The sequence below is a fragment of the Tsukamurella sp. NPDC003166 genome, from assembly GCF_040611135.1.
In the GTDB taxonomy this organism is placed as follows: Bacteria; Actinomycetota; Actinomycetes; order Mycobacteriales; family Mycobacteriaceae; genus Tsukamurella.
This window is the reverse complement of record NZ_JBEXNL010000009.1, coordinates 121564-142846: the sequence shown is the minus strand read 5'-3', so window position 1 is coordinate 142846 and position 21283 is coordinate 121564. Positions and strand designations below refer to the sequence as shown.

At 69.1% G+C, this 21283-nt stretch carries 20 protein-coding genes; 15 read left to right on the top strand and 5 right to left on the bottom strand.

The window, feature by feature from the left end; genetic code table 11:
- Positions 1 to 4 precede the first annotated feature (4 nt).
- The 5 genes from ABZX10_RS12725 to ABZX10_RS12705 all read left to right on the top strand — a co-directional run bounded on the left by ABZX10_RS12725 (position 5) and on the right by ABZX10_RS12705 (position 4791).
- Positions 5 to 1063 carry an alpha/beta hydrolase gene (locus tag ABZX10_RS12725; RefSeq protein ID WP_355539822.1) on the top strand — a complete coding sequence of 353 codons (1059 nt, stop codon included), beginning with the start codon at positions 5 to 7 and terminating at the stop codon, positions 1061 to 1063.
- Positions 1056 to 1949 carry an SMP-30/gluconolactonase/LRE family protein gene (locus ABZX10_RS12720; protein WP_355539744.1) on the top strand — a complete coding sequence of 298 codons (894 nt, stop codon included), beginning with the start codon at positions 1056 to 1058 and terminating at the stop codon, positions 1947 to 1949. Before ABZX10_RS12725 ends, ABZX10_RS12720 begins: the two co-directional genes overlap by 8 nt.
- 140 nt (positions 1950 to 2089) lie before the next feature.
- Complete coding sequence (locus ABZX10_RS12715) at positions 2090 to 3025, top strand: alpha/beta hydrolase (protein WP_355539741.1); 936 nt, start codon at positions 2090 to 2092, stop codon at positions 3023 to 3025.
- Positions 3022 to 3927, top strand: coding sequence for an alpha/beta hydrolase (locus ABZX10_RS12710; RefSeq protein ID WP_355539738.1), 906 nt, complete (start codon positions 3022 to 3024; stop codon positions 3925 to 3927). Before ABZX10_RS12715 ends, ABZX10_RS12710 begins: the two co-directional genes overlap by 4 nt.
- Positions 3928 to 3948: 21 nt before the next feature.
- Positions 3949 to 4791 carry a helix-turn-helix transcriptional regulator gene (locus ABZX10_RS12705; protein WP_355539735.1) on the top strand — a complete coding sequence of 281 codons (843 nt, stop codon included), beginning with the start codon at positions 3949 to 3951 and terminating at the stop codon, positions 4789 to 4791.
- Positions 4792 to 4812: 21 nt separating this feature from the next.
- On the opposite strand, the gene ABZX10_RS12700 is transcribed toward ABZX10_RS12705, so the two are convergent.
- Positions 4813 to 6681, bottom strand: a complete 1869-nt coding sequence (locus ABZX10_RS12700; RefSeq protein WP_355539732.1) for an FUSC family protein — start codon at positions 6679 to 6681, stop codon at positions 4813 to 4815.
- A 152-nt stretch (positions 6682 to 6833) separates the two neighbouring features.
- On the opposite strand from ABZX10_RS12700, the gene ABZX10_RS12695 reads away from it, so the two are divergent.
- Positions 6834 to 7772 carry an alpha/beta hydrolase-fold protein gene (locus ABZX10_RS12695; protein ID WP_355539729.1) on the top strand — a complete coding sequence of 313 codons (939 nt, stop codon included), beginning with the start codon at positions 6834 to 6836 and terminating at the stop codon, positions 7770 to 7772.
- Positions 7773 to 7787: 15 nt separating this feature from the next.
- Here ABZX10_RS12695 and ABZX10_RS12690 read toward each other — a convergent pair whose 3' ends face one another.
- The 3 genes from ABZX10_RS12690 to dctP are packed head-to-tail and all read right to left on the bottom strand — an operon-like array spanning position 7788 to position 10848.
- Positions 7788 to 9071: a TRAP transporter large permease gene (locus tag ABZX10_RS12690; protein ID WP_355539726.1), complete on the bottom strand. Its 1284-nt coding sequence runs from the start codon at positions 9069 to 9071 to the stop codon at positions 7788 to 7790.
- Entirely contained in the window at positions 9068 to 9751 is a 684-nt protein-coding gene (locus tag ABZX10_RS12685; protein ID WP_355539723.1) for a TRAP transporter small permease, read from the bottom strand. Before ABZX10_RS12685 ends, ABZX10_RS12690 begins: the two co-directional genes overlap by 4 nt.
- Positions 9748 to 10848, bottom strand: a complete 1101-nt coding sequence (gene dctP / locus ABZX10_RS12680; RefSeq protein ID WP_355539719.1) for a TRAP transporter substrate-binding protein DctP — start codon at positions 10846 to 10848, stop codon at positions 9748 to 9750. The genes ABZX10_RS12685 and dctP overlap by 4 nt, the downstream gene beginning before the upstream one ends.
- Positions 10849 to 11279: 431 nt before the next feature.
- On the opposite strand from dctP, the gene ABZX10_RS12675 reads away from it, so the two are divergent.
- On the top strand, positions 11280 to 12725 hold the full coding sequence (locus ABZX10_RS12675) for an aldehyde dehydrogenase (protein ID WP_355539716.1): 1446 nt from the start codon (positions 11280 to 11282) through the stop codon (positions 12723 to 12725).
- Here ABZX10_RS12675 and ABZX10_RS12670 read toward each other — a convergent pair.
- Positions 12722 to 13747 carry a LacI family DNA-binding transcriptional regulator gene (locus ABZX10_RS12670; protein WP_355539713.1) on the bottom strand — a complete coding sequence of 342 codons (1026 nt, stop codon included), beginning with the start codon at positions 13745 to 13747 and terminating at the stop codon, positions 12722 to 12724. The genes ABZX10_RS12675 and ABZX10_RS12670 overlap by 4 nt on opposite strands.
- Positions 13748 to 13803: 56 nt before the next feature.
- Here ABZX10_RS12670 and ABZX10_RS12665 point away from each other — a divergent pair, with 56 nt between their 5' ends.
- The 8 genes from ABZX10_RS12665 to ABZX10_RS12630 are packed head-to-tail and all read left to right on the top strand — an operon-like array spanning position 13804 to position 21281.
- On the top strand, positions 13804 to 14781 hold the full coding sequence (locus ABZX10_RS12665; RefSeq protein ID WP_355539710.1) for a 2-oxoglutarate and iron-dependent oxygenase domain-containing protein: 978 nt from the start codon (positions 13804 to 13806) through the stop codon (positions 14779 to 14781).
- Positions 14782 to 14833: 52 nt separating this feature from the next.
- A complete protein-coding gene (locus ABZX10_RS12660) occupies positions 14834 to 15835 on the top strand; it encodes an aldo/keto reductase (RefSeq protein ID WP_355539707.1) in 1002 nt (333 codons plus the stop codon).
- On the top strand, positions 15829 to 16647 hold the full coding sequence (locus ABZX10_RS12655; protein WP_355539704.1) for an ABC transporter ATP-binding protein: 819 nt from the start codon (positions 15829 to 15831) through the stop codon (positions 16645 to 16647). The genes ABZX10_RS12660 and ABZX10_RS12655 overlap by 7 nt, the downstream gene beginning before the upstream one ends.
- Positions 16644 to 17381 (top strand): ABC transporter permease subunit, encoded by a 738-nt coding sequence (locus ABZX10_RS12650; protein ID WP_355539701.1) that lies wholly within the window; start codon positions 16644 to 16646, stop codon positions 17379 to 17381. The genes ABZX10_RS12655 and ABZX10_RS12650 overlap by 4 nt, the downstream gene beginning before the upstream one ends.
- Positions 17378 to 18127, top strand: a complete 750-nt coding sequence (locus tag ABZX10_RS12645) for an ABC transporter permease subunit (RefSeq protein ID WP_355539698.1) — start codon at positions 17378 to 17380, stop codon at positions 18125 to 18127. Before ABZX10_RS12650 ends, ABZX10_RS12645 begins: the two co-directional genes overlap by 4 nt.
- 49 nt (positions 18128 to 18176) lie before the next feature.
- Positions 18177 to 19250, top strand: a complete 1074-nt coding sequence (locus tag ABZX10_RS12640) for an ABC transporter substrate-binding protein (protein WP_355539695.1) — start codon at positions 18177 to 18179, stop codon at positions 19248 to 19250.
- Entirely contained in the window at positions 19247 to 20431 is a 1185-nt protein-coding gene (locus ABZX10_RS12635; RefSeq protein ID WP_355539692.1) for a CoA transferase, read from the top strand. Before ABZX10_RS12640 ends, ABZX10_RS12635 begins: the two co-directional genes overlap by 4 nt.
- Before the next feature lie 55 nt (positions 20432 to 20486).
- Positions 20487 to 21281, top strand: coding sequence for an enoyl-CoA hydratase/isomerase family protein (locus ABZX10_RS12630; RefSeq protein WP_355539689.1), 795 nt, complete (start codon positions 20487 to 20489; stop codon positions 21279 to 21281).
- The last annotated feature ends 2 nt before the right edge of the window (positions 21282 to 21283 follow it).

Sequence of the window (21283 nt, the reverse complement as noted above, 5' to 3'; positions counted from 1 at the left end):
TTCGATGGAGATCCGGGTCGAGGACCAGGACGAGGACGGTGCGCCGATCGAGCTCGCCGAGCCCGAGACCCTGTCCGACCGGCTGCTCGAGATGGCCGGCGCCACGGTGCTCAGCCTGTACCGCCGGCCCGCGCTGGCCACGGCGATCTCGACCGGCGTGGGGTGGGGGATCCGGTACGAGCAGCTGTGGCGGCGCGCGCTCGGCGGGCGTCGCCGCCGTCCGCACATCAATTGGCACGAGGGCGGGCGCGGCCCGGCGTTGGTTCTGATCAACGGGTTCACCGGTAGCGGGATCGGCTGGCCCACCGTGTGGGTGTCGGAGCTGGAGAAGCACTTCCGCGTGATCCGCGTGGACAACCGGGGGACCGGATGGTCGCGGCGGGCGCCGATGCCCTTCACGATCAGCGACATGGCGGACGACATCGCCGACGTGCTCACCGCGTGCGGGCTCGAGACCGCGACCGTGTTCGGGCAGTCGATGGGCGGGATGATCGCGCAGGAGTTCGCGATGCGCCATCCGCACCGGGTCGACAGGCTCGTCCTGTGTGCCACGATCCCGCCGGTGCCGGCGTTCACGGCCAACCCCCATGGGGTGAGCCTGGCGGCGGGGATCGCGTTCCCGTCCGGCCGCGATATCCGGCGGCCGACGAAGCAGCAGCTCACCGACTTCCTCGACGCGCTGCACAAGTTCACCGCCGCCGGGTACGAGCCGCCGGACAACCGGCTCGAGGAGTTCGCCGCGCAGAACCTCGTGCGGGGCACCTCCCGCTACGGGGCGTTCTGCCAGGGGCGCGCCATCAACGCGTGGCGCGATCCGAGCCGGCTGCGGCACATCTACACCCCCACCGTGATCGTCCAGGGCGCCGCTGACCGGGTCGTCGTACCCGCGAACGGGCACAGCCTGGCGGAACTGATCCCGGGAGCCGAATACGTCGAGGTGCCCGGAGTGGGCCACCTCATCCCGTGGGAGGCGACCCAGGTCCTGACCGACCTGCTCATGAAGGACCGTGAGCACCCGACGACAAGCAATCCCCACCAACCGAAGGAGAACGATCATGGCTGAGACCGCGAGCCGGGAGGCCGTCACGGTCCTCTCCGGGCACACCTTCCTCGAGGGCCCGCGTTGGCACGACGGGCGGGTCTGGGTGTCCGATCTGTACACGAACCGCATCTTGTCGGCGAAGGAGGACGGTTCCGACCTCCGCGTCGAGATGGCGGCGCCGGACCAGACCGCCGGCATCGACTGGCTCCCCGACGGCCGCCTCGTGGCAGTCTCGATGACGAACCACGCGCTCCTGCGCCGGGAGCCGGACGGCGCCATCGTGGTGCACGGCGACCTGTCGGGCAAGCTCGTCGGGTGGGGCAACGAGGTCGTGGTCGACCAGTCCAGCGGCCGGGCCTACGTGGGGCACTTCGGCTTCGACCTGTTCGCCGGAGAGCCGCTGAAGTCCACGTCGATCTGGCGGGTCGATCCCGACGGCTCGGTGCACGAGGCCGCCGACGGCCTGTTCTTCCCCAACGGCAGCGTGATCACCGACGGCGTGCTCATCGTCGACGAGTCCTTCGGCAACCGCACGACGGCGTTCGACATTCAGCCCGACGGTAGCCTCACAAACCGTCGGGAGTGGGCCCGCTACGGCGATCCCAGCACCCAGTCGGACGCGTTCGCGGCCCTGGGCGACATGGTCGTCGCCGCGGACGGCTGCGCGCTCGATTCGGAAGGGGCGCTGTGGGTGGCCGACTTCGCGCACGGCCGCTGCGTCCGGGTGCTGCCCGGCGGGGAGATCGTCGACGAGTACTCGCCGGGCACAGGCGTCTTCGCCTGCGCCCTCGGCGGTTCCGACGGCCGGACGCTCTTCGTCGCCACCGCGCCCAGCTTCGATCCCACCGAGCGCAAGGCGGATCCGCAGGCGGCGCTCATCGCGGTGAAGGTCGACGTCCCCGCGTAGTCCGGACAACCCGCGTGACCTGCGCGATCGCGCACCGTCGGGCCGGGGAGGTGAGGGGGGCTGAGAGCCCCTGCCACCTCCCCGGCCCGCGCCATATCGTCGATCACGTAAGCCGAGCCAGAACAGATGGAGACATCATCATGAGCACCCCCAACATCGAGACCGTGTCGCTGCCCGCGCTCTACTGGGACATCGCCGCCGACATCTACTTCCCGCCCGGCTTCGACGCCACGCAGAAGTACCCCGCCGTGATCAGCGCGCACCCGATCGGCAGCTGCAAGGAGCAGACCTCGGGCTCCGTGTACGGCAAGGCGATCGCCGAGGCCGGCTTCGTCGTCATCGTGCCCGACGCCAGCTTCCAGGGCGCCAGCGGCGGCGAGCCCCGCTACCTCGAGGACCCGACCTTCCGCGTGCAGGACTTCAGCTACGTCATCGACTACCTGGTGACCCTGCCCTACGTGGACGAGGACCGGATCGGCGCGCTCGGCATCTGCGGCGCGGGCGGCTACGCCGTCAACGCCACGATGACCGAGCGCCGGATCAAGGCACTCGGCACCGTGACGGGCGCCAACTACGGTCGCCTCATGCAGGAGGCGTTCACCGGCTACGACCCGATCGCCGCCATGGAGGCGCAGGCCGCGCAGCGCACCGCCGAGGTCAAGGGCGCCCAGCTGCGGGTCGACGACCTGCTGCCCGAGTCGCCGGCGAAGGCCGCGGAGCTCGGCATCACCGAGATCGACACCGCCGAGGCCACTGAGTACTACCGCTCCGATCGTGGTCGCGCGGAGCACGGCGTCAACCGCGCGCTCTTCTCGCACCAGAACGTCGCGGTGGGCTGGGACGCTTTCAACCGCGTCGAGAAGCTGCTCACGCAGCCGCTGTGCATCGTCGTCGGTGACAAGCCGGGCGCGTTCGGCGCGTACCGGGACGGCTACGAGCTGCTGCGCCGGGCCGCGTCGAAGGACAAGCAGATCGTGGTGGCCGAGGGCTGGTCGCACTACGACCTGTACGACAAGCCGGAGCCGGTCAAGATCGCGCTCGATGCCCTGATCCCCTTCTACCAGAAGCACCTGTGACCTCACCGGAGCAGATCAGCGGCCTGGTTCGGGGGCTGACGCACACCGCGCGGCCCCCGATTCTGCGCACCCCGGCGGACTACGGCCTCGAGTTCGAGGACGTGACCTTCACCGCCGTGGACGGCGTCGAGCTGTCCGGGTGGTTCATCCCCGCGGACTCGGAACGCCTGGTCATCGCCAACCATCCGATGCCGTGCAACCGCTACGGCTATCCGGGACACGTGGCTCCGTTCGACCAGTTCATCGACTTCGAGGTGAACTTCCTGCCGGACTACCGGAACCTGCACGACGCCGGCTACAACGTGCTCGCCTACGACCTGCGCAACCACGGGCGCAGCGGGGAGGCGAACAAGGGCGTCGTCACCATCGGGGAACAGGAGTCGCGCGATGTCCTCGCCTCGCTCCGGTACGGCCGGGAACGCCTGGGACTGACGCCCGACGGTGCCGACGGGAACGACCGGATCGGTCTCCTGAGTCGTTGCCTCGGAGCCGATTCGACGTTCGTGGCGTTCGACCGCGAACCCGGCCGCATGGTGGGCATCGCGGCGCTGGTCGCGGTGCAGCCGGTGTCGCTCGGCGCTCTGGCGCGGAGCGCGCTCGGGTACGACGAGGCCGCGTACGCGGCCTTCGCACCCGAGTACCGCGCGGCGACGGGCTACGACCCAGACGAGTTGGACCCGAGTCGGCATGCCGCGGCGGTCACGGCGCCCACCTTGATCGCGCAGGTGCACCACGACGCGAACACGACGCCGGCCGACGTGGAGCGGATCCACGCCGCCGTCGGTGCGCAGGAGAAGGAACTGCTGTGGATCGAAGGCACCACGCGAAGGTTCGACGGGTACAACTACTTCCCGGAGAACCCGGAGCGGATGGTGACGTGGTTCCGAACCCACCTCGGGTGAGGGACGCGTACGATTGTTGTTATGGGACAGGGTGACAGCGGCATCGGTCACTTCCTCACCACGCGTCGCGCAAAGGTGACGCCGTCGGAGGCCGGACTCCCCGAGTCCGGCCTTCGTCGCGTTCCCGGCCTGCGGCGCGAGGAGGTGGCCGCGCTGGCGAACGTCAGCACCGACTACTACGTCCAGATCGAGCGCGGCCGCGCCCGGGGAGTCTCCGAGGACGTACTGCGGGCCATCGCCGCGGCCCTGCGGCTCGACCCGGTGGAGACGGCGCACCTGTTCGATCTCGCCGGGCTCACCCTGCCGCCCTTCGTGGCCCCTGCCGAGCCGGAACTCTCGCCGCTCGTTTCAGCGATGATCGCCGCGATGGGCGAGATCCCCGTCGTCGTCCAGAACAGCCGCCTGGACATCGTCGCGGCCAACCCCCTGGGTTACGCCCTGTACTCGCCCGTCGTCGAGCGGGCCGACGGTGCGCCGAACCTCGCCCGGTACGTCTTCGGGGACGACGACGCTCGTGCGTACTACGGCGAGGACCGAGACCTGATGGCCCGTCATGTGGTGGCGCTCCTACGCCTCGCCCTCGCCCGTCCGGGCGATGTCCGGGCCGTGGAGGCCCTGGTGCACGAGCTGAGCTCCGTGGAGGAGTTCCGCACGCTGTGGGGGCGCCACGACGTCGAGATCCACCGGGCGGGGATCAAGCGCGTCCGGCATCCTCTGGTGGGTGACCTGTGTCTGCGCTACGAGGGACTCGACGTGCCCTCACTCCCCGGCGCTACGCTCTACGGCTATCAAGCCGAGAGCGCGGCCGCCGACGGTGCACTCCAACGTCTCCGAAGCCACGGGTACGCCGATTCGTCCCGCTGACGGCGTGCCGGCGGAGCGGGCCTACCGGCCCGGACGCGGCAGGGCCGAGGCCAGCGAATCGATCGCGGCGCCGAGTGGTTCATCGGCGCCGGCTCCGGGACCTTCGTCGGCCGGGGCGCCGAGCGCACGCAGGCGGACGGCACCGTCGTCGGCGTTCTCCGCACCGGCCTGCGCATCGGTGTCCAGCTCCTGACGGCCCGCCAGGGCGGCCACCTCACGGGCGACTCCGAGCACCGCGCCGGACACCGCGTCGATGCTCTCGTTCGACCATGGCTCGTCGTGCCGGGCGGGCTCACGCTGTGCCAGCTCGCCCGCGGTGGTGAACTCGATGCGGGCGAGGCGGCTGCGCCCGGTCGCCTCGGCCACGGTGAGCCGGTGCGCCTCGCTCGGAGCGCGCCAGAGCGCGGCGAGCGCGGCGAGCCGGTCGGCCTCGGCGTCCGCCCAACTGAGCAGCGATGCGCGCAGGCGCGGCCGGTGCCAGGTGGGAGCGATCGCGTAGGTGGCGAAGGCGATCACGCAGCCGACGACGGTGTACAGCCCGCGGGTCAGCGCGCCTTCCGGTCCCGGAGTGAGGATCCCGATCCACGCCACGACCCAGAACATGGTCCACGGTTGTCCGCAGGAGCGGAAGGCGAGATAACCCAGGAAGAGGACGATGAGGATGATCGTGTGCAGCAGCGGATCATTGCCGAGGAAGGCGATGCCGATGCCGAGCGCCGCGCCAAGTAGCGTGCCGATCGTGCGCGCGATACCGCGGGAGAAGGTCTCACCGTAGTCGGGCACGAGGATCAGGACGACCGCGACGACGACCCAGAAGCCGTGCGCGGGCTCGACGATCCGCGGCGCGAGTGCGGCTCCGATCGCCATGCCCGCGAGCTGGCCTACCACCGCCGACACCGCCAGGCGCGCCGCGTGGTGCGCGTAGGGCGAGGACGGGCGGAGTTCCTCGCGGACCAGGTCGAGGGCGGACGGTGGCAGGTGGTCGTCCGACGGCCGCCGGGCGGGTCCGCCGGTGGCGATCGTCATCGCGTTCTCGATACAGCTCCGCAGCGCCGCATCCACGTCGGCCGGCAGCGGACCTTCGTCGCGCACGTGGGAGTCATCGCTCCGAATGGGTGTCGATCTGATCGCCGCGGCGACGGCGCGCAGGTCGTCGTCGATGGCGGCCCGGTCGGCCGCGGACGATTCGTCGATCAGGCGGAGGCGGCCGATCTGTTCGGCGAGTTCGATCAGTGCCGTGCGCCGCCCGGCGTTGGGCAGCCGATGCACCGTGGCGACGCTCCGCTCGGCCGCGAGTAGCGCGGGGCCGTAGGGCCCGTCGGTCGCGAGTCGTTCGTACAGCGCGGCGAGCGCCTCGCGCTGGACCGCGTACCGCGGCTCGTAGGGCGGAAGGAACTGGGCCGCGACCATGATCGCCGCGCCCGCGGCGAACAGGCCGATCTCGCCGCCCCACTCATTCCGCGAAGGCGTGATCTCGGCGAACGCCAGGAAGGTGATGGTGACGACGATGATGCGCATGCTCAATCCGACGGTCACGACGCGGCAGAGCCCGCCGACGAACAGGCCCACCGCGACGAGGGGGATCACGACCCACCAGCGCTGCATGATCACCGCGCCCACCGCCGCCGCGCCCACGAGCGCGACCGCAGTGCCCGAGGCGGCCGCCAGCCGGTGCCGCGTGTGCGGCATCAGGCAGCCGATGGCACTGAGGAATGCGCCGACGCACAGGATCATCTGATCGACCGGTTCGTGCAGCGCGTAGCCGATCACGGCGGCCACGATCATCCCGACGGCGACCCGGGCCAGGCGCGTCGGGTCGTGCAATGGCCGCCCCGGGCGCAGCCCCCGGATCGCGGCGGTGCCGACCGCCCGCAGTGCCGTCGTCGCCATGGGACTCCTTCCGGGCCATCGGTGCGGGCTCGCGCGAAATCGCGAGGACCGACGACCTATCACATATTGTGGATTCTATTGTTGAAGAGCCCGATCCGACACTGTCCGTTGGACGGGTTCGGTGCGCAATCCCCACGCGATCGGAGAACCCCATGAACGGATCGTCCCTCACCCCCGGAGCACCCGAACTGAGCGAGATGATCCCGGGTACGCGGTTCTTCACCATCCGGTCCGAGGCCGTCGGCGCCCCGTTCGGCGTGTGGGTCACGGTCCCGCCCGCGTACGCGCTCGGCACGGATCCGCTGCCGGTGCTCTACGTGACCGACGCGAACATGCAGGTCGCGCTCACCGCGCCGCTCGGGGCGGCGATGTCGCTCGATCCGGTCCGTCCGGTGCGGCCCCACGTCCAGGTGGCGATCGGTTACGTCGGGGACGATGCCCGCGACTTCATCCGAGTACGCAATCGGGATCTGGTCCCGCCCGGCGAGCCCTTCCCACATCAGATGGCCGACCACCTGCGACCGCGCGTCGACCGCGGCCTGCTCCCGGAGGAGACCTTCCGCCGGATCGTCGACGAGCTCTCGTCGACCGGTGCCGACCGGTTCCTGAGCTTCATCGAGGACGAACTGCATCCCGAGATCGCAGCCGGCTGGCGCATCGACCCCGACGATGCCGGCCTCTTCGGCTACTCCTACGGCGCGCTGTTCTCGCTGTACGCCTTCGCCCGGCCCAGCCGGTTGTTCCGGACGGTGGGTGCCAGCAGCCCGGGTGTCCTCTCGTCCGAGAGCGAGGTCTACCGCCTGTACCGGGAGCGGCTGCGCACGGGCGGGGCCGGACCCGGCCGCCTGCACCTGACCGTCAACGCCAGCGAGGGTTCCGGCCCGGAGGCGCTGTACCGCGATCTGTCGGCCCGCTACCTGCAGACCCTGGACCTGATCCGTCGGGATCCCCTGCCCGGCGTCCGGGTCACCGCGGAGACACTGATCGGTGAGGTGCACGCGACGGGCATCGTCGACGGCTTCCGCAGCTTTCTCCGGTCCTGTTACGGGTCCGGCACCGACGGCGCGGTCGTCATCGCCGACGGTGCCTGACCCGCGCCGTCCGGGTCATCGCACGGACGGCAGCCACGTGACCACGTCGGGCCACGCGATGAACCCGACGGCCACGACGACCATCGCGACCGCGTACGGCGCCGCGCCCTTGAACACCTCCCAGGTATCACGGCCCGTCGACCGAGCGACCACGAAGACGTTGAGGCCGAGCGGAGGTGAGATCAGGCCGATCTCACCCATCAGCACGACGAAGATCCCGAACCAGATCTTGTCGTAGCCGAGCGCGGCGACCACCGGAACGAGGATGGGCACCGTCAGCGCGATGATCGCGATCTGGTCCATGAAGAACCCGAGGACCACGTACATCGCCAGCAGGATCAACATCACGACGAAGGCCGGGACCGTCAGGCTCTTGACCCAGGTCACCATCGCGTCCGCGACCTTGGTGTGGGCGAAGGCATGCCCGAAGACGTGGGCGGCGATGACGATCGCAAAGATCATGGCGCTGGCCTTGATCGTCTCGATCACCGCGTGGACGAGGCCGGTGATGCTCAGGCGCCGGCGGACCGCGACCAGGACCAGTGCCACGGCGCAGCCGATCGCGGCGGACTCGGTCGGGGTGACGATGCCGAAGTAGATCATGCCGACCACCGCGAGGAAGATCACGGCGATCGGGGAGGCCTGGACGATCGCACGCCCCTTCTCCGCCATCGTCGAGCGCGCGCCCGCGGGGACGACCGCGGGATTGCGCAGGACCGGCAGGTACATGGCGACCAGGAGTGCGACCGCGATGATGAGGCCCGGCACCAGGCCGGCGACGATCATGTCGCCGACGCTGGCTTCGGCGGTGACCGCGTAGAACACGAGGATCACGCTGGGCGGGATCATGCCCGCGAGCGTGCCCACCGAGGCGACGATCCCCGTCGCCGTGGTGGGCCGGTAGCCCTCCCGGATCATCTCCTTGCTGGTGGTCTCGGCGAGGGTGGCGGCGGCTGCGGTCGAGGAGCCCGACACCGCCGCGAAGCCGACGCCCGCGAGGGTGGACGCGATACCGGTCCCACCGGGCAGCCGCCCGAAGACCGCGCGGCCGGCCGCGAACAGGGAATCCATCATCCCGGACAGGAGCATCAGGTGCGCCATGAGGATGAACAGGGGGATGGCGGTCATCGACAGGCTCTGGACCGAGCTGATCGGGATGATCTCCATGACGCCCATCGTCGAGCCGACGGTGGTCTGGAGGAGCAGGCCCACCAGGCCCGAGCCGAGGATGGCGAACGAAACGGGGACCCGGATCAGGATCAACCCGATCAGGAGAACGATCATGGCGAGTGCGATCATCGGGTGTCTCCCTGCGGCGCAGTGGTGGAATCGTCGTTCGTGAAGGCGGCTTCCGCTTCGGCCACGGCGCGACTCGCCTCGTCTCCGGGGTCGTAGTCGGTCGCGGTCGCGGTCCACGGCGCAGCGAGTTCGCGCCCCAGGTCGATGAGGACGAGCACCAGCCCCAGCCCCGTCGCGACGGGGACGATCGCGCGCATGAGCCATCCGGGCAGCGGCAGCTCGGACGAGCCGGGAACCGGCCCCTCGCCCGTGGAGATCGCGAAGAGCGTTGCTTGCAGGCCCGCCCAGAACAGGGCGGCGAGGCCGATCAGCAGCACGAGGTATCCGATGATGAGCATCGCCTTGCGCACGGGGATCGGGAATCGTTCGTACAGGCTCGTGACGGCGACGTGTGCGCCGCTCCGGTACGCCACCACGATGCCGAAGAACGCGGCGATCGGCAGCAGGTACAGCTCGATGAAGGCGACGGACCAGCCGATGGGGGCGCCGAAGAAGGTGCGCAGCGCCACGTCGAGCAGCGTCAGCGCCACCATCACGACAACGGCAACGGCGGCGACCGTACCGGCGACGGCGGAGACGGCGTTCTGGATGCGGTCGAGGCCGGGGTGGTCCTGGGTGCGGTAGCCGAAGGTCGTGCGCTCGGCGGCACCCTCGCGGAAGGGGTGGACGATCGGGCTCATCGGACGACCTCCCCGATCCGTGCCTCGACAGCGCGCAGGACCTCGGACGCCGGCAGCCCGACGCCGTCGAGATCCCGCGTCCAGCTGGTCCTGATCCCCGCGAGCGCGGCATCCCAGCCGGGGCGGGTCTCAGGGGTGACGGGGTCGAATGTCACGCCCGCCTTCTTCAGCGTCGCGACCGCGGCGGTGTCCGCGGCGGCGACGGACTTACAGGCAGTCGCCCGACCGATCTCGCCGGCGTCGAGCACGACCTTTTTCTGGGCATCGTTGAGCCCGTTCCACTTCGCGGCGTTCATCGACATCCACGTGGTGACAGTGCCGAGATTCGCGTCCTGCGTGCCGTGGGTGAGCACCTCCTGCAGGCTGTACGAGATCATGGCGTAGCGGGCGAGCAGCGCACCGTCGACGGTGCCGCGCGATACGGCCTCGTAGAGGTCGTTCACGGGCATCGTGATGGGAGTGACTCCGATGCCCGCGGCCACACGGTCGCCGACACCGCCCGGCGAACGGATGAGCAGGTCCCGGATCGACTCGGGCGTGGGGATCGCCCGTGTGCTGGTGAAGACCTCGTAGCCGGCGATCGAGGCGCCGTACACGGGCACTATCCCGCGGGCCTTGATCTCCTTCTCGAAGACGATTCCCCCGGGACGCACCAGCGGATCGAGGACCTGGGTGGTGACGCACGGATCATCGACCAAGCCCGGAAGGTCGCCGACGCCGGACAGCGGCAGGTCGTTGGCGAGGTACGAAGGGATCATGATGCCCATGTCGACCGCGCCCGTGCGGACCAGGGTCAGCATCTCCTTCTGCTTCCCGAGTTGTCCGGCGGCGTAGTAGTCGACGTCGATCCCGACCTTCGCGCCGTCGGCGCGCAGCGCCTTGACGAACGCCTGAACACCCGCCCCCACCGGATGTTTGGCGGAGAAGCTGTCCGCGATGACGATCGTCGTCCGGCCGGGGGCGTCGGTGGTCGAGCACGCCGCGGTGGCGGCGAGGATCAGGGTGCCCGCCGCCGCGAGGAGGCGTCGGCGCGTCGTGCCGCGTCGCGGTCGACGCGGGGGCGCGGACGCCTGCGGGGCGATGATGGGGGCGAACAACTACAGGCTCCTTGGATGCTTGGGGATCCGCCGCGACGGGGCGGGCCGGGTTGGCGGCCCGGCGGTCGCACCGACGGTTCGCACAATCGTATTTTCGGCGTGTCCGCCGTCACAACTGCCTCTTTGGGGGGTTATTGGTGCAGGCATTACCAATGCATGGGCGTGGCGCGCGAGGTCCCTTCGCCGCTGCAGTCTTCGGGGGCCCGGCGGATGACGGCTGTACCGATCGAGGCCAGAACCCATGTGTCGCTTCCGAACACGCGGAGTTCGCCGCTGTACTAGTATCCGGTAGTGCGGCGTTCGCCGCCTCCCCGCAGACCGGTGTGTGTCAGCGGGTCGAGTCAGGTCTTTCTCGGTCCCCTGTGCGTGCTCCATCGCGGCAGGAATTCTCGCCCCGCGTCGAGCACGGCAGCGCTTCGAAGGAGTAGTAGATGTGGCATGAACTGACAGATCGGTTGTGGATCGGCGGCGAGTGGATCGCTCCGGCGGGGCAGCGGACCATTCCAGTGATCTCGCCGTACACGGAGCAGGAGATCACGACCGTCCCCGACGGTTCGAAGGCGGACATCGACCGAGCGGTGGGGGCCGCGCGGAGGGCGTTCGACGAAGGTCCTTGGGCGCGGATGCCCCTGGTGGAGCGGATCGGCGTTCTGGAGGCGCTCAGTGGAGAACTCGCCGGCGTCGAGGAGCAGATGGCGCGCACCGTCTCCGCCGAGATGGGGGCGCCCATCTCGGACGCCTATTCGATTCACACGACGCGGGCGCGGGGCATCCTTGACGCGATGATCGATCTCGCTCGCGTGTACCCCTTCGAATCGGTGCGGGAATCCGCCAGTGGACGGGCACGGGTGCTGCGGCGGCCGGTCGGAGTGGTGGCGACGATCGTCCCGTGGAACGCCCCGCACCTGAACATCATGCAGAAGCTGGCGCCGGCGCTTCTCGCGGGTTGCACGATGGTGGTCAAGCCCTCGCCGGAAACGCCGCTGGACGCGATCCTGTTGGCGCAGGCGCTCGACCGAGCGGGACTGCCGCAGGGCGTCGTGAACATCGTACCGGCGGGGCGCGAGGTGGGGGAGTACCTGGTGACGCACCCGGGGGTCGACAAGGTCTCGTTCACCGGATCCACGACCGCGGGTCGTCGGATCGGTTCGTTGTGTGGCGCGTTGGTCCGGCCCTGCACGCTCGAACTGGGAGGCAAGTCCGCGGCGATCCTCCTCGACGACGCCGACCTGGCGGAGGTGCTCCCGGCCGTCGTCCGGGGTGCGTATCGCAACACGGGACAGGTATGCAGTGCGAAGACCCGCATTCTCGTGCCCGCGCACCGGGAGACCGAGATCGTGGACGGGCTGGCCGGCCTGGTCGGCGATCTGATCGTCGGCGACCCCGCGTCGCCCGCGACGGAGATAGGTCCGCTGGTCACGTCGGCGCACCGGGAACGCGTCGAACGAATGGTCGCGTCTGGCATCCGCGACGGGGCGACCCCCGTGACCGGGGGCGGTCGTGGCCGTGTGCCCGACCGCGGGTGGTTCACCGACCCGACGCTGTTCGCGGCCGTCACGCCGCGGATGACTATCGCTCGGGAGGAGATCTTCGGGCCCGTAGCGACGGTCATCGCGTACCGGGACACCGACGATGCGATCGCCATAGCGAACGACACGGACTACGGTCTCAGCGGCTCGATCTTCGGCGCCGACGTCGAGCGGGCCGAAGGGATCGCCACGCGTATCCGTACCGGGGTCGTCGAGATCAACGGGAATCCGACCGGCTTCACCGCCCCGATGGGCGGCGTGAAGAGAAGCGGAATCGGCCGGGAGATGGGTCCCGAGGGCTTCGACGCGTTCGTGGAGATCACCGCGCTCGGGTTGCCGCCGCGCTAGTCGATGATCCGCGCAGTGAGCAGTCGGCTCCCCACGTCCTCGCCGGTGGACAGACGGTCCATCAGCAAGTGGGCCGCGGTCGAACTCATCTCCTCGCGGCGAACGTCGATCGACGTGTAGGTCCCGGGCGTTGACATCGTCACCCGGCCGTGGCTCGTCGCGATCTCCACGTCCTGCGGAATCGACCGGCCCGATGCGGTGAGTGCCGCGCACCAGATCGCGGCGATGGCGTCGAACGGCGCCAGCACGGCGTCGACGTCGGGCCGCTGCTCGATGATGCTCTCGCACGTCCGGCGAGCTCGCGCGTCGAACGGTCCGTCGCCGACGCCGTTGGTCGTCACGATCGGTTCCGTGGCGTTCTCCGCGCACCAGATCCGATGGGCTTCCATCATCGCCTGGTCGAAGGGGCGGTCACCGGATTCCAGTGCGAGCACGGGAGTTCGGCGTCCGTGTGCACGGAAGCCGTCGAACGCCAGGCGCATCATCTGGGCCGGATCCACGGTGACCGACATCGCCGGTGGGTGCACGAGGCCGCCGATCGCCACGACCGGAATCCGGCGGGCCGCCAGTTCCTCCGCCAGCACGGGATCCCGGTCGAGGTCGACGACCAGTGCGCCGTCGATCGGGAGTTCGCGAGCCGATCGGGTTCGATCGATCGGCGGTGCGAGCATCAGCGTCGCGCCACGATCGAAACACTCGGTCGCGGCGGAGAGCGCGGTTCGCGCGTACCACTCGGTCTGACTGAGTGTGTGCGCCGAGGTGTCCACGGGATGGGTCGTGAACAGCCCGATGGCAAGGCCGCCCCCGACCTTCATCGCTCGCGCGTGGCGCGACGCCCGGTACCCCAGCCGATCCGCCGCAGCGATGATTTCGGCGGCACGGGCGCGGGACACGCGGCCCGTGCCGTTGACCGCGTGGGACACCGTGGCGACGGAGACGCCGACCGCACTGGCTACGTCTCGGATCGTGACGCGTTTTGCGATCTGTTGTCTTGTTGCCGAATTCGGCGTGATGTCAGTCACAGGGTGCTACTGTACTGCCACTGCTGGTTAAACGTTTACGCACAAGGAGTTGCCGCATGACATCCATCCACATCCCCGTCGTCGATCTCAGCTCGGCGATCGACGGCACTGACCCGGACGCGGTTGCGCGCGAGGTGCATCAGGCGATCTCGACGGGCGGTTTCTGCCAGGTGATCGGTCATGGGATCCGGCCGGAGCTGATCGACGCGTACTACGCGCACATGGACGAGCTGTTCGCCCGCCCCCAGGCGCAGAAGGACGCGTGGAAGTCCCCGAGTGGCGACCTGATGCGCGGCTACAGCCGCTCGACGAAGGGGATCGAGGACGGTGCCGTGATGGAGAGCTGGGAGACGGCGAGCATCGAGTCGCCCGACGAGGCCGTCCGCGTTGGGGTGGACCCCGCCTACGCGGACTACTTCAACACCTTCCCGTGGCCGGAGATCCCGGGATTCCGGGATTCCGTGAACGAATTGTTCGAGGCGACGAAGCAACTCGGTGACCTGATGATGTCGCTGTTCGCGCGTTCGTTGGACCTCGATCCCACCTACTTCGCGCAGTTCTTCCAGAACGACGCCAGCAACTTCGCGTGCAAGTACTACTCGGCCAGTGATCAACTTCCCGTGCAGCGGGTGCTCCTGCCCGAGCACGGGGACAGCGGCGTGCTCACGCTGTTGCACCAGCGGGGCAGCTACGACGGGCTGCAGGTGCTCCAGTTGGACGGTCGGCGGGTCACGGTGCCCGTCCGGGACGACGCGTACGTCGTGAACGTCGGGCAGCTGATGACGCGGTGGACGAACGGATTGTTCCCCGCGACGCCCCATCGGGTCGTGACCCCGCCGGAGACCGATCATTCGAGGAAGTCGATCGTGCTGTTCTACCTTCCTGCTATCGACACGTCGATCGCCCCGCTGCCGAGTTGCGTCGGTGCCGAGGGGCCCACGTACCCGGCCATCACGCCGCGGGAACAGCAGGAGCAGATCTACGCGGCCGCCATCGAGCGGGCGAAGCGGCCGGCCGTCGTCGAACCGGTGTGACGATCACGACCCCGATCCACGTTCGCTCGGTTGACAGTAGGAGAGACAGCACATGAAGTACACCCAATTGGGACGTTCGGGCCTGCAGGTGAGTCGGCTCGTTCTCGGCACCATGAATTTCGGCGTGCGGACGTCGGCCACCGATTCCCACGCGATCATGGACCACGCCCACGAATCGGGGATCAACTTCTTCGACACCGCGAACGTCTACGGCGTGACGTCGCAGAAGGAGGTGCCGCTCGGCGAGGACTCGGGGAGGGGCCGCACCGAGGAGATCATCGGTGACTGGTTCGCGCTCGGAGGCGGTAGGCGGGAGCGGACGGTCATCGCCACCAAGCTCTACAACCCGACGGTCGATTGGCCGAACTCGGGTCGGGCGTCCGCCTTGGCGATCCGGCGGGAGTGCGACGCCAGCCTGCGCCGGCTCAAGACCGACCACATCGATCTGTATCAGCTGCACCACGTCGATCGCTCCACTCCCTGGGACGAGATCTGGGAGGCCCTCCAGGTCCTCCGCAATCAGGGGAAGATCCTCTACGCAGGGACGTCGAACCACGCGGGATGGCACCTGGCCCAGGCACAGGAATCGGCGCGCGCACGAGGCCTGCTCGGTCTCGTCAGCGAGCAGTCGCTCTACAACCTCGTGAAGCGCGAGGTCGAACGGGAACTGATCCCCGCTGCGATCGCGTACGGGATGAGCATCCTGCCGTACGCGCCCCTCCACGGCGGGTTCCTCGCGGCCGCGGTCGGCGCGGACGGAGGGGCCGTGCGGCGGCGTGAGGGCAGGGCGCTCCAAGCCGCCGAGACCCTGCCTGATCGTTTGGCTCGTTATGAGGAGTTCTGCCGCGAGCTGGGCGCCGCGCCCGCCACTGTGGCGACTGCATGGCTGCTGCATCGGCCCGGTGTGGCGGCGCCGATCATCGGGCCGCGCACGGTCGAACAGCTCGAATCGTCGATCCCCGCGGTCGATCTGGATCTGTCTGGAGAAGACATGGACCGTCTCGACGAGATCTTCCCGGGCTACCGGACCGCGCCCGAGGATTACGCGTGGTGACCCGGATCGCGCCGTCCCCGGCGCGCGAGGGGCGGTCCGAGGCGGCCGGCGAGATCGTCATCACCGGGTTGACCAAGGACTTCCGGCTCGGCTGGCGATCGACGGTGCGCGCGCTGGACCGGTTCGACCTCACCGTCGCCGCCGGGGAGTTCGTGGCGATCCTCGGCCCGTCGGGCTGCGGGAAGTCGACGGTCCTGCGGACGGTCGCGGGGCTGGAGGAACCGTCGACGGGCACGATCACCATCGGTGGCCGCGCTCCCCACGAGACGGTCGCGGAGCACCGGGTCGGGGTCGCGCTGCAGGAGAACGCCCTCCTGCCGTGGCTCAACGTCCGGAAGAACCTCGAGGTGCCGTTCCGGCTGAGCCGGCGCAAGCCGGACGCGGCGCGGATCCAGGAGCTCATCGAACTCGTGGGGCTCAACGGGTTCGAGGACGCGCGTCCGCGTCAGCTGTCCGGCGGTATGCGACAGCGGGTCTCGATCGCCCGTGCGCTCGCCCTGCAGCCCGAGGTGCTCATGCTCGACGAGCCCTTCGGGGCGCTCGACGCCGTGACCCGGCAACGGATGAACCTCGAGCTCGCCCGGATCTGGGCGGAGACGAGTCCGACGACCATTCTGGTGACGCACGACGTGGCGGAGGCCGTCTTCCTAGCGGATCGCGTGGTCGTCATGACGGGCCGGCCCGGGCGGGTGCTCGAGGTGCAGCGGGTGGAGTTCGACCATCCGCGCGATCGCGCGATCACCCGTGAACCCGAGTTCCACCGGCTCGTCGATCGGTTCACAGACCTTCTCGTGCAACCGGATCGACCGTGAAGCGGTTGGGCGTCACGGCCGCCGGGGTCGTGCTGTTGATCGCCGTCGTGCAGGTGATCAGCGTCTCGGGGGTCGCCGGGGCCACCTGGCCGTCGATGTCGGGGATCCTCGACTTCCTACGGGCCCCGGGGAGTGGCGACCTCGTGCTGTCGGCGCTGGCGAGTACGGCGAGTTCCGCGTGGTGGGGCTTCGCGATAGGGTCGGCGGTCGCCACGGCGCTGAGTGCGCTGAGTGCGATCGCTACCCAGCTGCGCCCGGGACTGACGACCCTGGTGGGGGTGCTCCATGCGATCCCGATCGTGGCGATAGCGCCGCTGCTGATCACCGTCGTCGGCCCGGACACGACGCCGACGGTGCTCGCGGCGCTCGCGGTCGGCTTCGTCGTCTTCGTTGCCGCGACCAGCGCGCAGTCGGACGCCGAGCAGGCGACGGACGACTGGTTCTCGACTCTCGGCGCGAGTCGGTGGCAGCGGTACCTGCGACTGCAGGCGCCGCGGTCGATTCCCTCGATCCTCGACGGGATGACCCTCGCCGTGCCGGCGGCAGTGCTCGGCGCGGTGTTCGGCGAATGGTTCGGAGCCTCGGAGGGGATCGGGGTGCTGCTGGTGAGTCAGATGCAGAACTTTCAGATGAACGCGCTCTGGGCGAGTTCCCTCATCACCGTCGCACTGTCGGGAGGCGCCTATCTCGTCGTCACCGCACTGCGACGCTACGCGTACGGGGTGTTGACATGATCAGGTTGATGGCGCTCGTGGTGCGCCGCAGTTGGGCCGTGGTCCTTGCGATCGTGGTGTGGGAAGCCGTTGTGCGGATCGGCGACTACAACGTGGTCGTCATGCCCGGACCGGGGGACGTCGGCAGGACCTTGCTGACGGATACCGGCCGGTTCCTCAACGACACGGGGACGACCTTCGCGGTCACGTTGATGGGCCTCACCGTCGGGACCGTCGTCGGAGTCGTCCTCGCGATCGCGGTGCGTTTCTCGCCGCTGATCGGCGGGCTCGTGACCCCGACGGCGATCCTGATCCGCACGATTCCGATCGTGGTGTTCATCCCCATCCTCGCGAGGGTCTTCGGCTATCAGAACTCGTCGGTGGTCATGATCACCGTGCTCATCGTCGTCTTCCCGGCCTTCGCGTGGACGCTCTCGGGGTTGCAGGCGACCTCGGCCTCCATCGGCGACATCTTCACCGTGTACGGGGCGTCGAGGTGGCGTCGCGTGCTGCTCCTCGAACTGCCGTCGGCTGCGCCGAACATCCTCATGTCGGCACGGGTCAGTGGACCGGCGGCGGTAACGGGGACCATCCTCGGTGAGTTCCTCGTCGGCGACCGCGGATTGGGGCACCTCTTCGTGGAGTCGATGAACTTCGGGAAGCCGATCATCGCCTGGAGCGGCGCCGCGATCGCCACCATCTTCTGCGTGCTGCTCTACACCCTCACCAACACCGTTGAGCGCGTCGGACGGCGCCGCCTCACATGAATCACGAAAACCGCGTCAGCGATCATCTTAGGGACGAGGAGACTGTTCGATGAGTAGGAATCAGGCGCTGTCGCGCCGTGCAGTGTTGAAGGGCGTACTGGCAGCCGGCGCGACGGCGGGAGCCGGCGCCGTGCTGTCGGCGTGCGGAAGCTCGGCCACCTCGTCCGGTGGATCGGGAAAGGGGTTGCGAGTCGCCCTGGGGTGGACGCCGAACGTGCAATGGGCCGGGTACTGGATCGCGGACGACAGCGGGTACTACCGCGACCAGGGGGTCGACGTCACCTTCGCGACCGGCGGAGAGAACAAGCCCGATCCGACCGTCCTCGTCTCGTCGGGAAGCGCAGATATCGGTGTCGGGGCGTCGATGCCCTTCATCATGCAGTCGATCGCGAACAAGAACGACTTCGTCCTACTCGGAACGACATGGCAGCAAGCGGCCAACTGCTACATCTCGCTCCCGGAACGGCCCGTGCGATCGGCCTCCGACCTGGTCGGTGCCACTATCCTCGCGAACCAGGGCCACCAGAACACTCTCAACGCCATCCTCAAGGTCAACAACCTCCCGGAGAGGTACGACTTCAAGGTCCGCGGCTACGATCCGTCCATCCTCGTCAAAGGAGTCGGGAACGTTCTCTCCGGCGTCCTGACGAACGAGCCGATCTCGCTCGAGCTGACCCAGTCGAAGGTGCCCGGAAAGGACTTCATCGTCACGTCGGCGCACAGCATGGGATATTCCATGTACGCCAACGTGGTGTTCTGCAAGCGAGAGTTCCTGGCGCGGAACCGGGACGCCGTGATCGGGTTCATGCGTGCGACTGTGAAGGGGTGGCAGAGGAACGCTGCGGACCCGGATCACGCGGTCGACCTGACGATGAACAAGTACGGCCGGACTCTGGGGCTGGAGCGCGAGCAGCAGAAGCGATCGAATCTCGCCGCGATTCCGCTCGTCGAGACCGAATACACCAAGAAGTCCGGGATGTTCCGCATCGATGTGCAACGACTGCAGAGCGACGACTACAAGATCATGGGGCTGCTCGGGGTCCAGGGCCTTCCGGCGGCCGCGTCGATCGTCGACCAGACGGTGCTGGACGCGGTCTACCGGGACGGGCTGACGGTGCGATGAGCGACGCGTGGTCCAAGCAGGACGGCGGCGGAGGATCGGCGCCGGAACTTCCCTTGCACGGCGTCGTGGTCGTGGAACTCGGTGACAGCGCGGCGGGTCCGTACGCGGGCGAGGTACTCGCCGCGCTCGGCGCCGACGTGTGGAAGGTCGAGCGTCCGACCGGGGACTCCTCACGCGGATGGGGTCCGAGCCAGTGGCGCGGAGACGGCGCGGCCTTCCACGCACTCAACCGTGGCAAGCGCATGATCAGTGTGGACATCAAGAACGACCGTGACCTCGCTCGCCTCCAGCGACTGATTCGGGACCATGCCGATGTCTTCCTGCACAACCTCAGGCCGGGGAATGCGGAGAACTACGGCCTCGATGCGGCGGCGTTGCGGGCGTTGAAGCCGGAACTGGTGCACTGTGAGCTGGGAGCGTTCGGCCACGTCGGACCGATGCGGACCGAACCGGGTTACGACCCCCTGATGCAGGCGTTCGCGGGAATCATGAGTCTCACCGGTGAGGCGTCGGGGCCGCCGGTTCGCGCGGGCGTCTCGATCGTCGACTTCGGTGCCGGCCTGTGGTCCGCGCTCGGCATCGTCTCCGCCCTGGTCCGCAGGGGACGGCTCGGCGTCGGCGCCTCGGTGAACTCGTCGCTGCTCGAGACGGCGATCGGGTGGAACACGGTCGCGATCGCGGGCTTCCACGCGGATGGCGATCCGGGCGGGCGACACGGCTCGGGGATCGCCTTCATCGTTCCGCATCGCGCCTTTCCGACGGCCGACGGGGACCTCGTGATGAGCGCTGCGAACGACGGGATGTTCGCGAAGTTGGCGAGGGCGCTGGGGCATCCGGAGTGGATCTCGGATCCGCGGTTCGCCACCAACGAGGGGCGGCTGGCGCACCGTGATGAGCTGGAAGGGTTCATCGAGGGCGTCGCCCGCACCGCGACGCGGGAGCACTGGCGCACGGTTCTCGGCGCCGCGGGGGTCCCGTGCGCACCGGTGCAGTCGATCGCCGAACTCGTCGAGCATCCGCAGACGAAGGCGTTGGCCCTGATCGACGCGCCCGCCGGTGACGACATCCCGATCGTCGGGCTGCCGCTGTCGTTCGACGGGGTGCGGCCACCGCCGCTGCACTCCGCGCGCCCCCGCGGCGCGGACGACGACGCGCTCGCCGGCCTGCTCGGGGAGCCGTAACCGCATCACAGGTGGCCGGGAAGGCCGCGTACGTTCACCAGTCGAAGGAGTTCACATGGCAGAAGAACCGGGCGCACCGGTCACATCCGGCATTGAGGGTGCCCTGGGTGTGATCGAGTTGAATCGCCCCGCGAAGAACAACGCGTTCACCCGCGCGGCCTGGGAGGCGCTCTCGCGGGCGATCACGGAGTTCGAGGAGCCCGGCGCGGGTGTGCGCGTCGTGCTGGTGCGGGCGCGGGGTGAGAACTTCTGCACCGGAGGCGACCTGATCGAGGCCAAGCAGATGATGTCCGATCGCGCGCGGTTGGACGACTTCCTCCGACTGGTGAACGACACCATTCGCCAGCTCGAGCGCAGCCGGTTCCCGGTGGTCGCGGCCTGTCGCGGGCTGGCGCTCGCGGGTGGCCTGGAACTGCTCCTCGGCTGCGACGTGGTGTTCGCGTCGCGGACCGCCAGGTTCGGCGACCAACACGTCCAGTACGGGCTCGTCCCGGCGTGGGGCGCATCGCAGCGCCTGCCACGGGCGGTGGGAATGTCGCGCGCGCTCGACCTGATGTATTCGGGGCGCTGGATCAGCGCGGAGACGGCGCACGCCTGGGGTCTCGTCGGCTACCTGGTGGAGGATGAGGAGCTCGAGTCCGAGGCGCTGAAGTACTGCATGCGCCTCACCGCCCGCAGCGCGCCGGGCCTGGCGGCGATGAAGGAGCTCGGCCGCGCGAGCGCGGCGCTCTCGCTCGACGAGGGGCTCGAGCGCGAGCGGCGGGCGGTCCTCGATGTCATGGCGGGACCCGATCCCGCGGAGGGGATCGCGGCCTTCGAGGCGCGTCGCACTCCGGTGTTCCGGGGCTGATC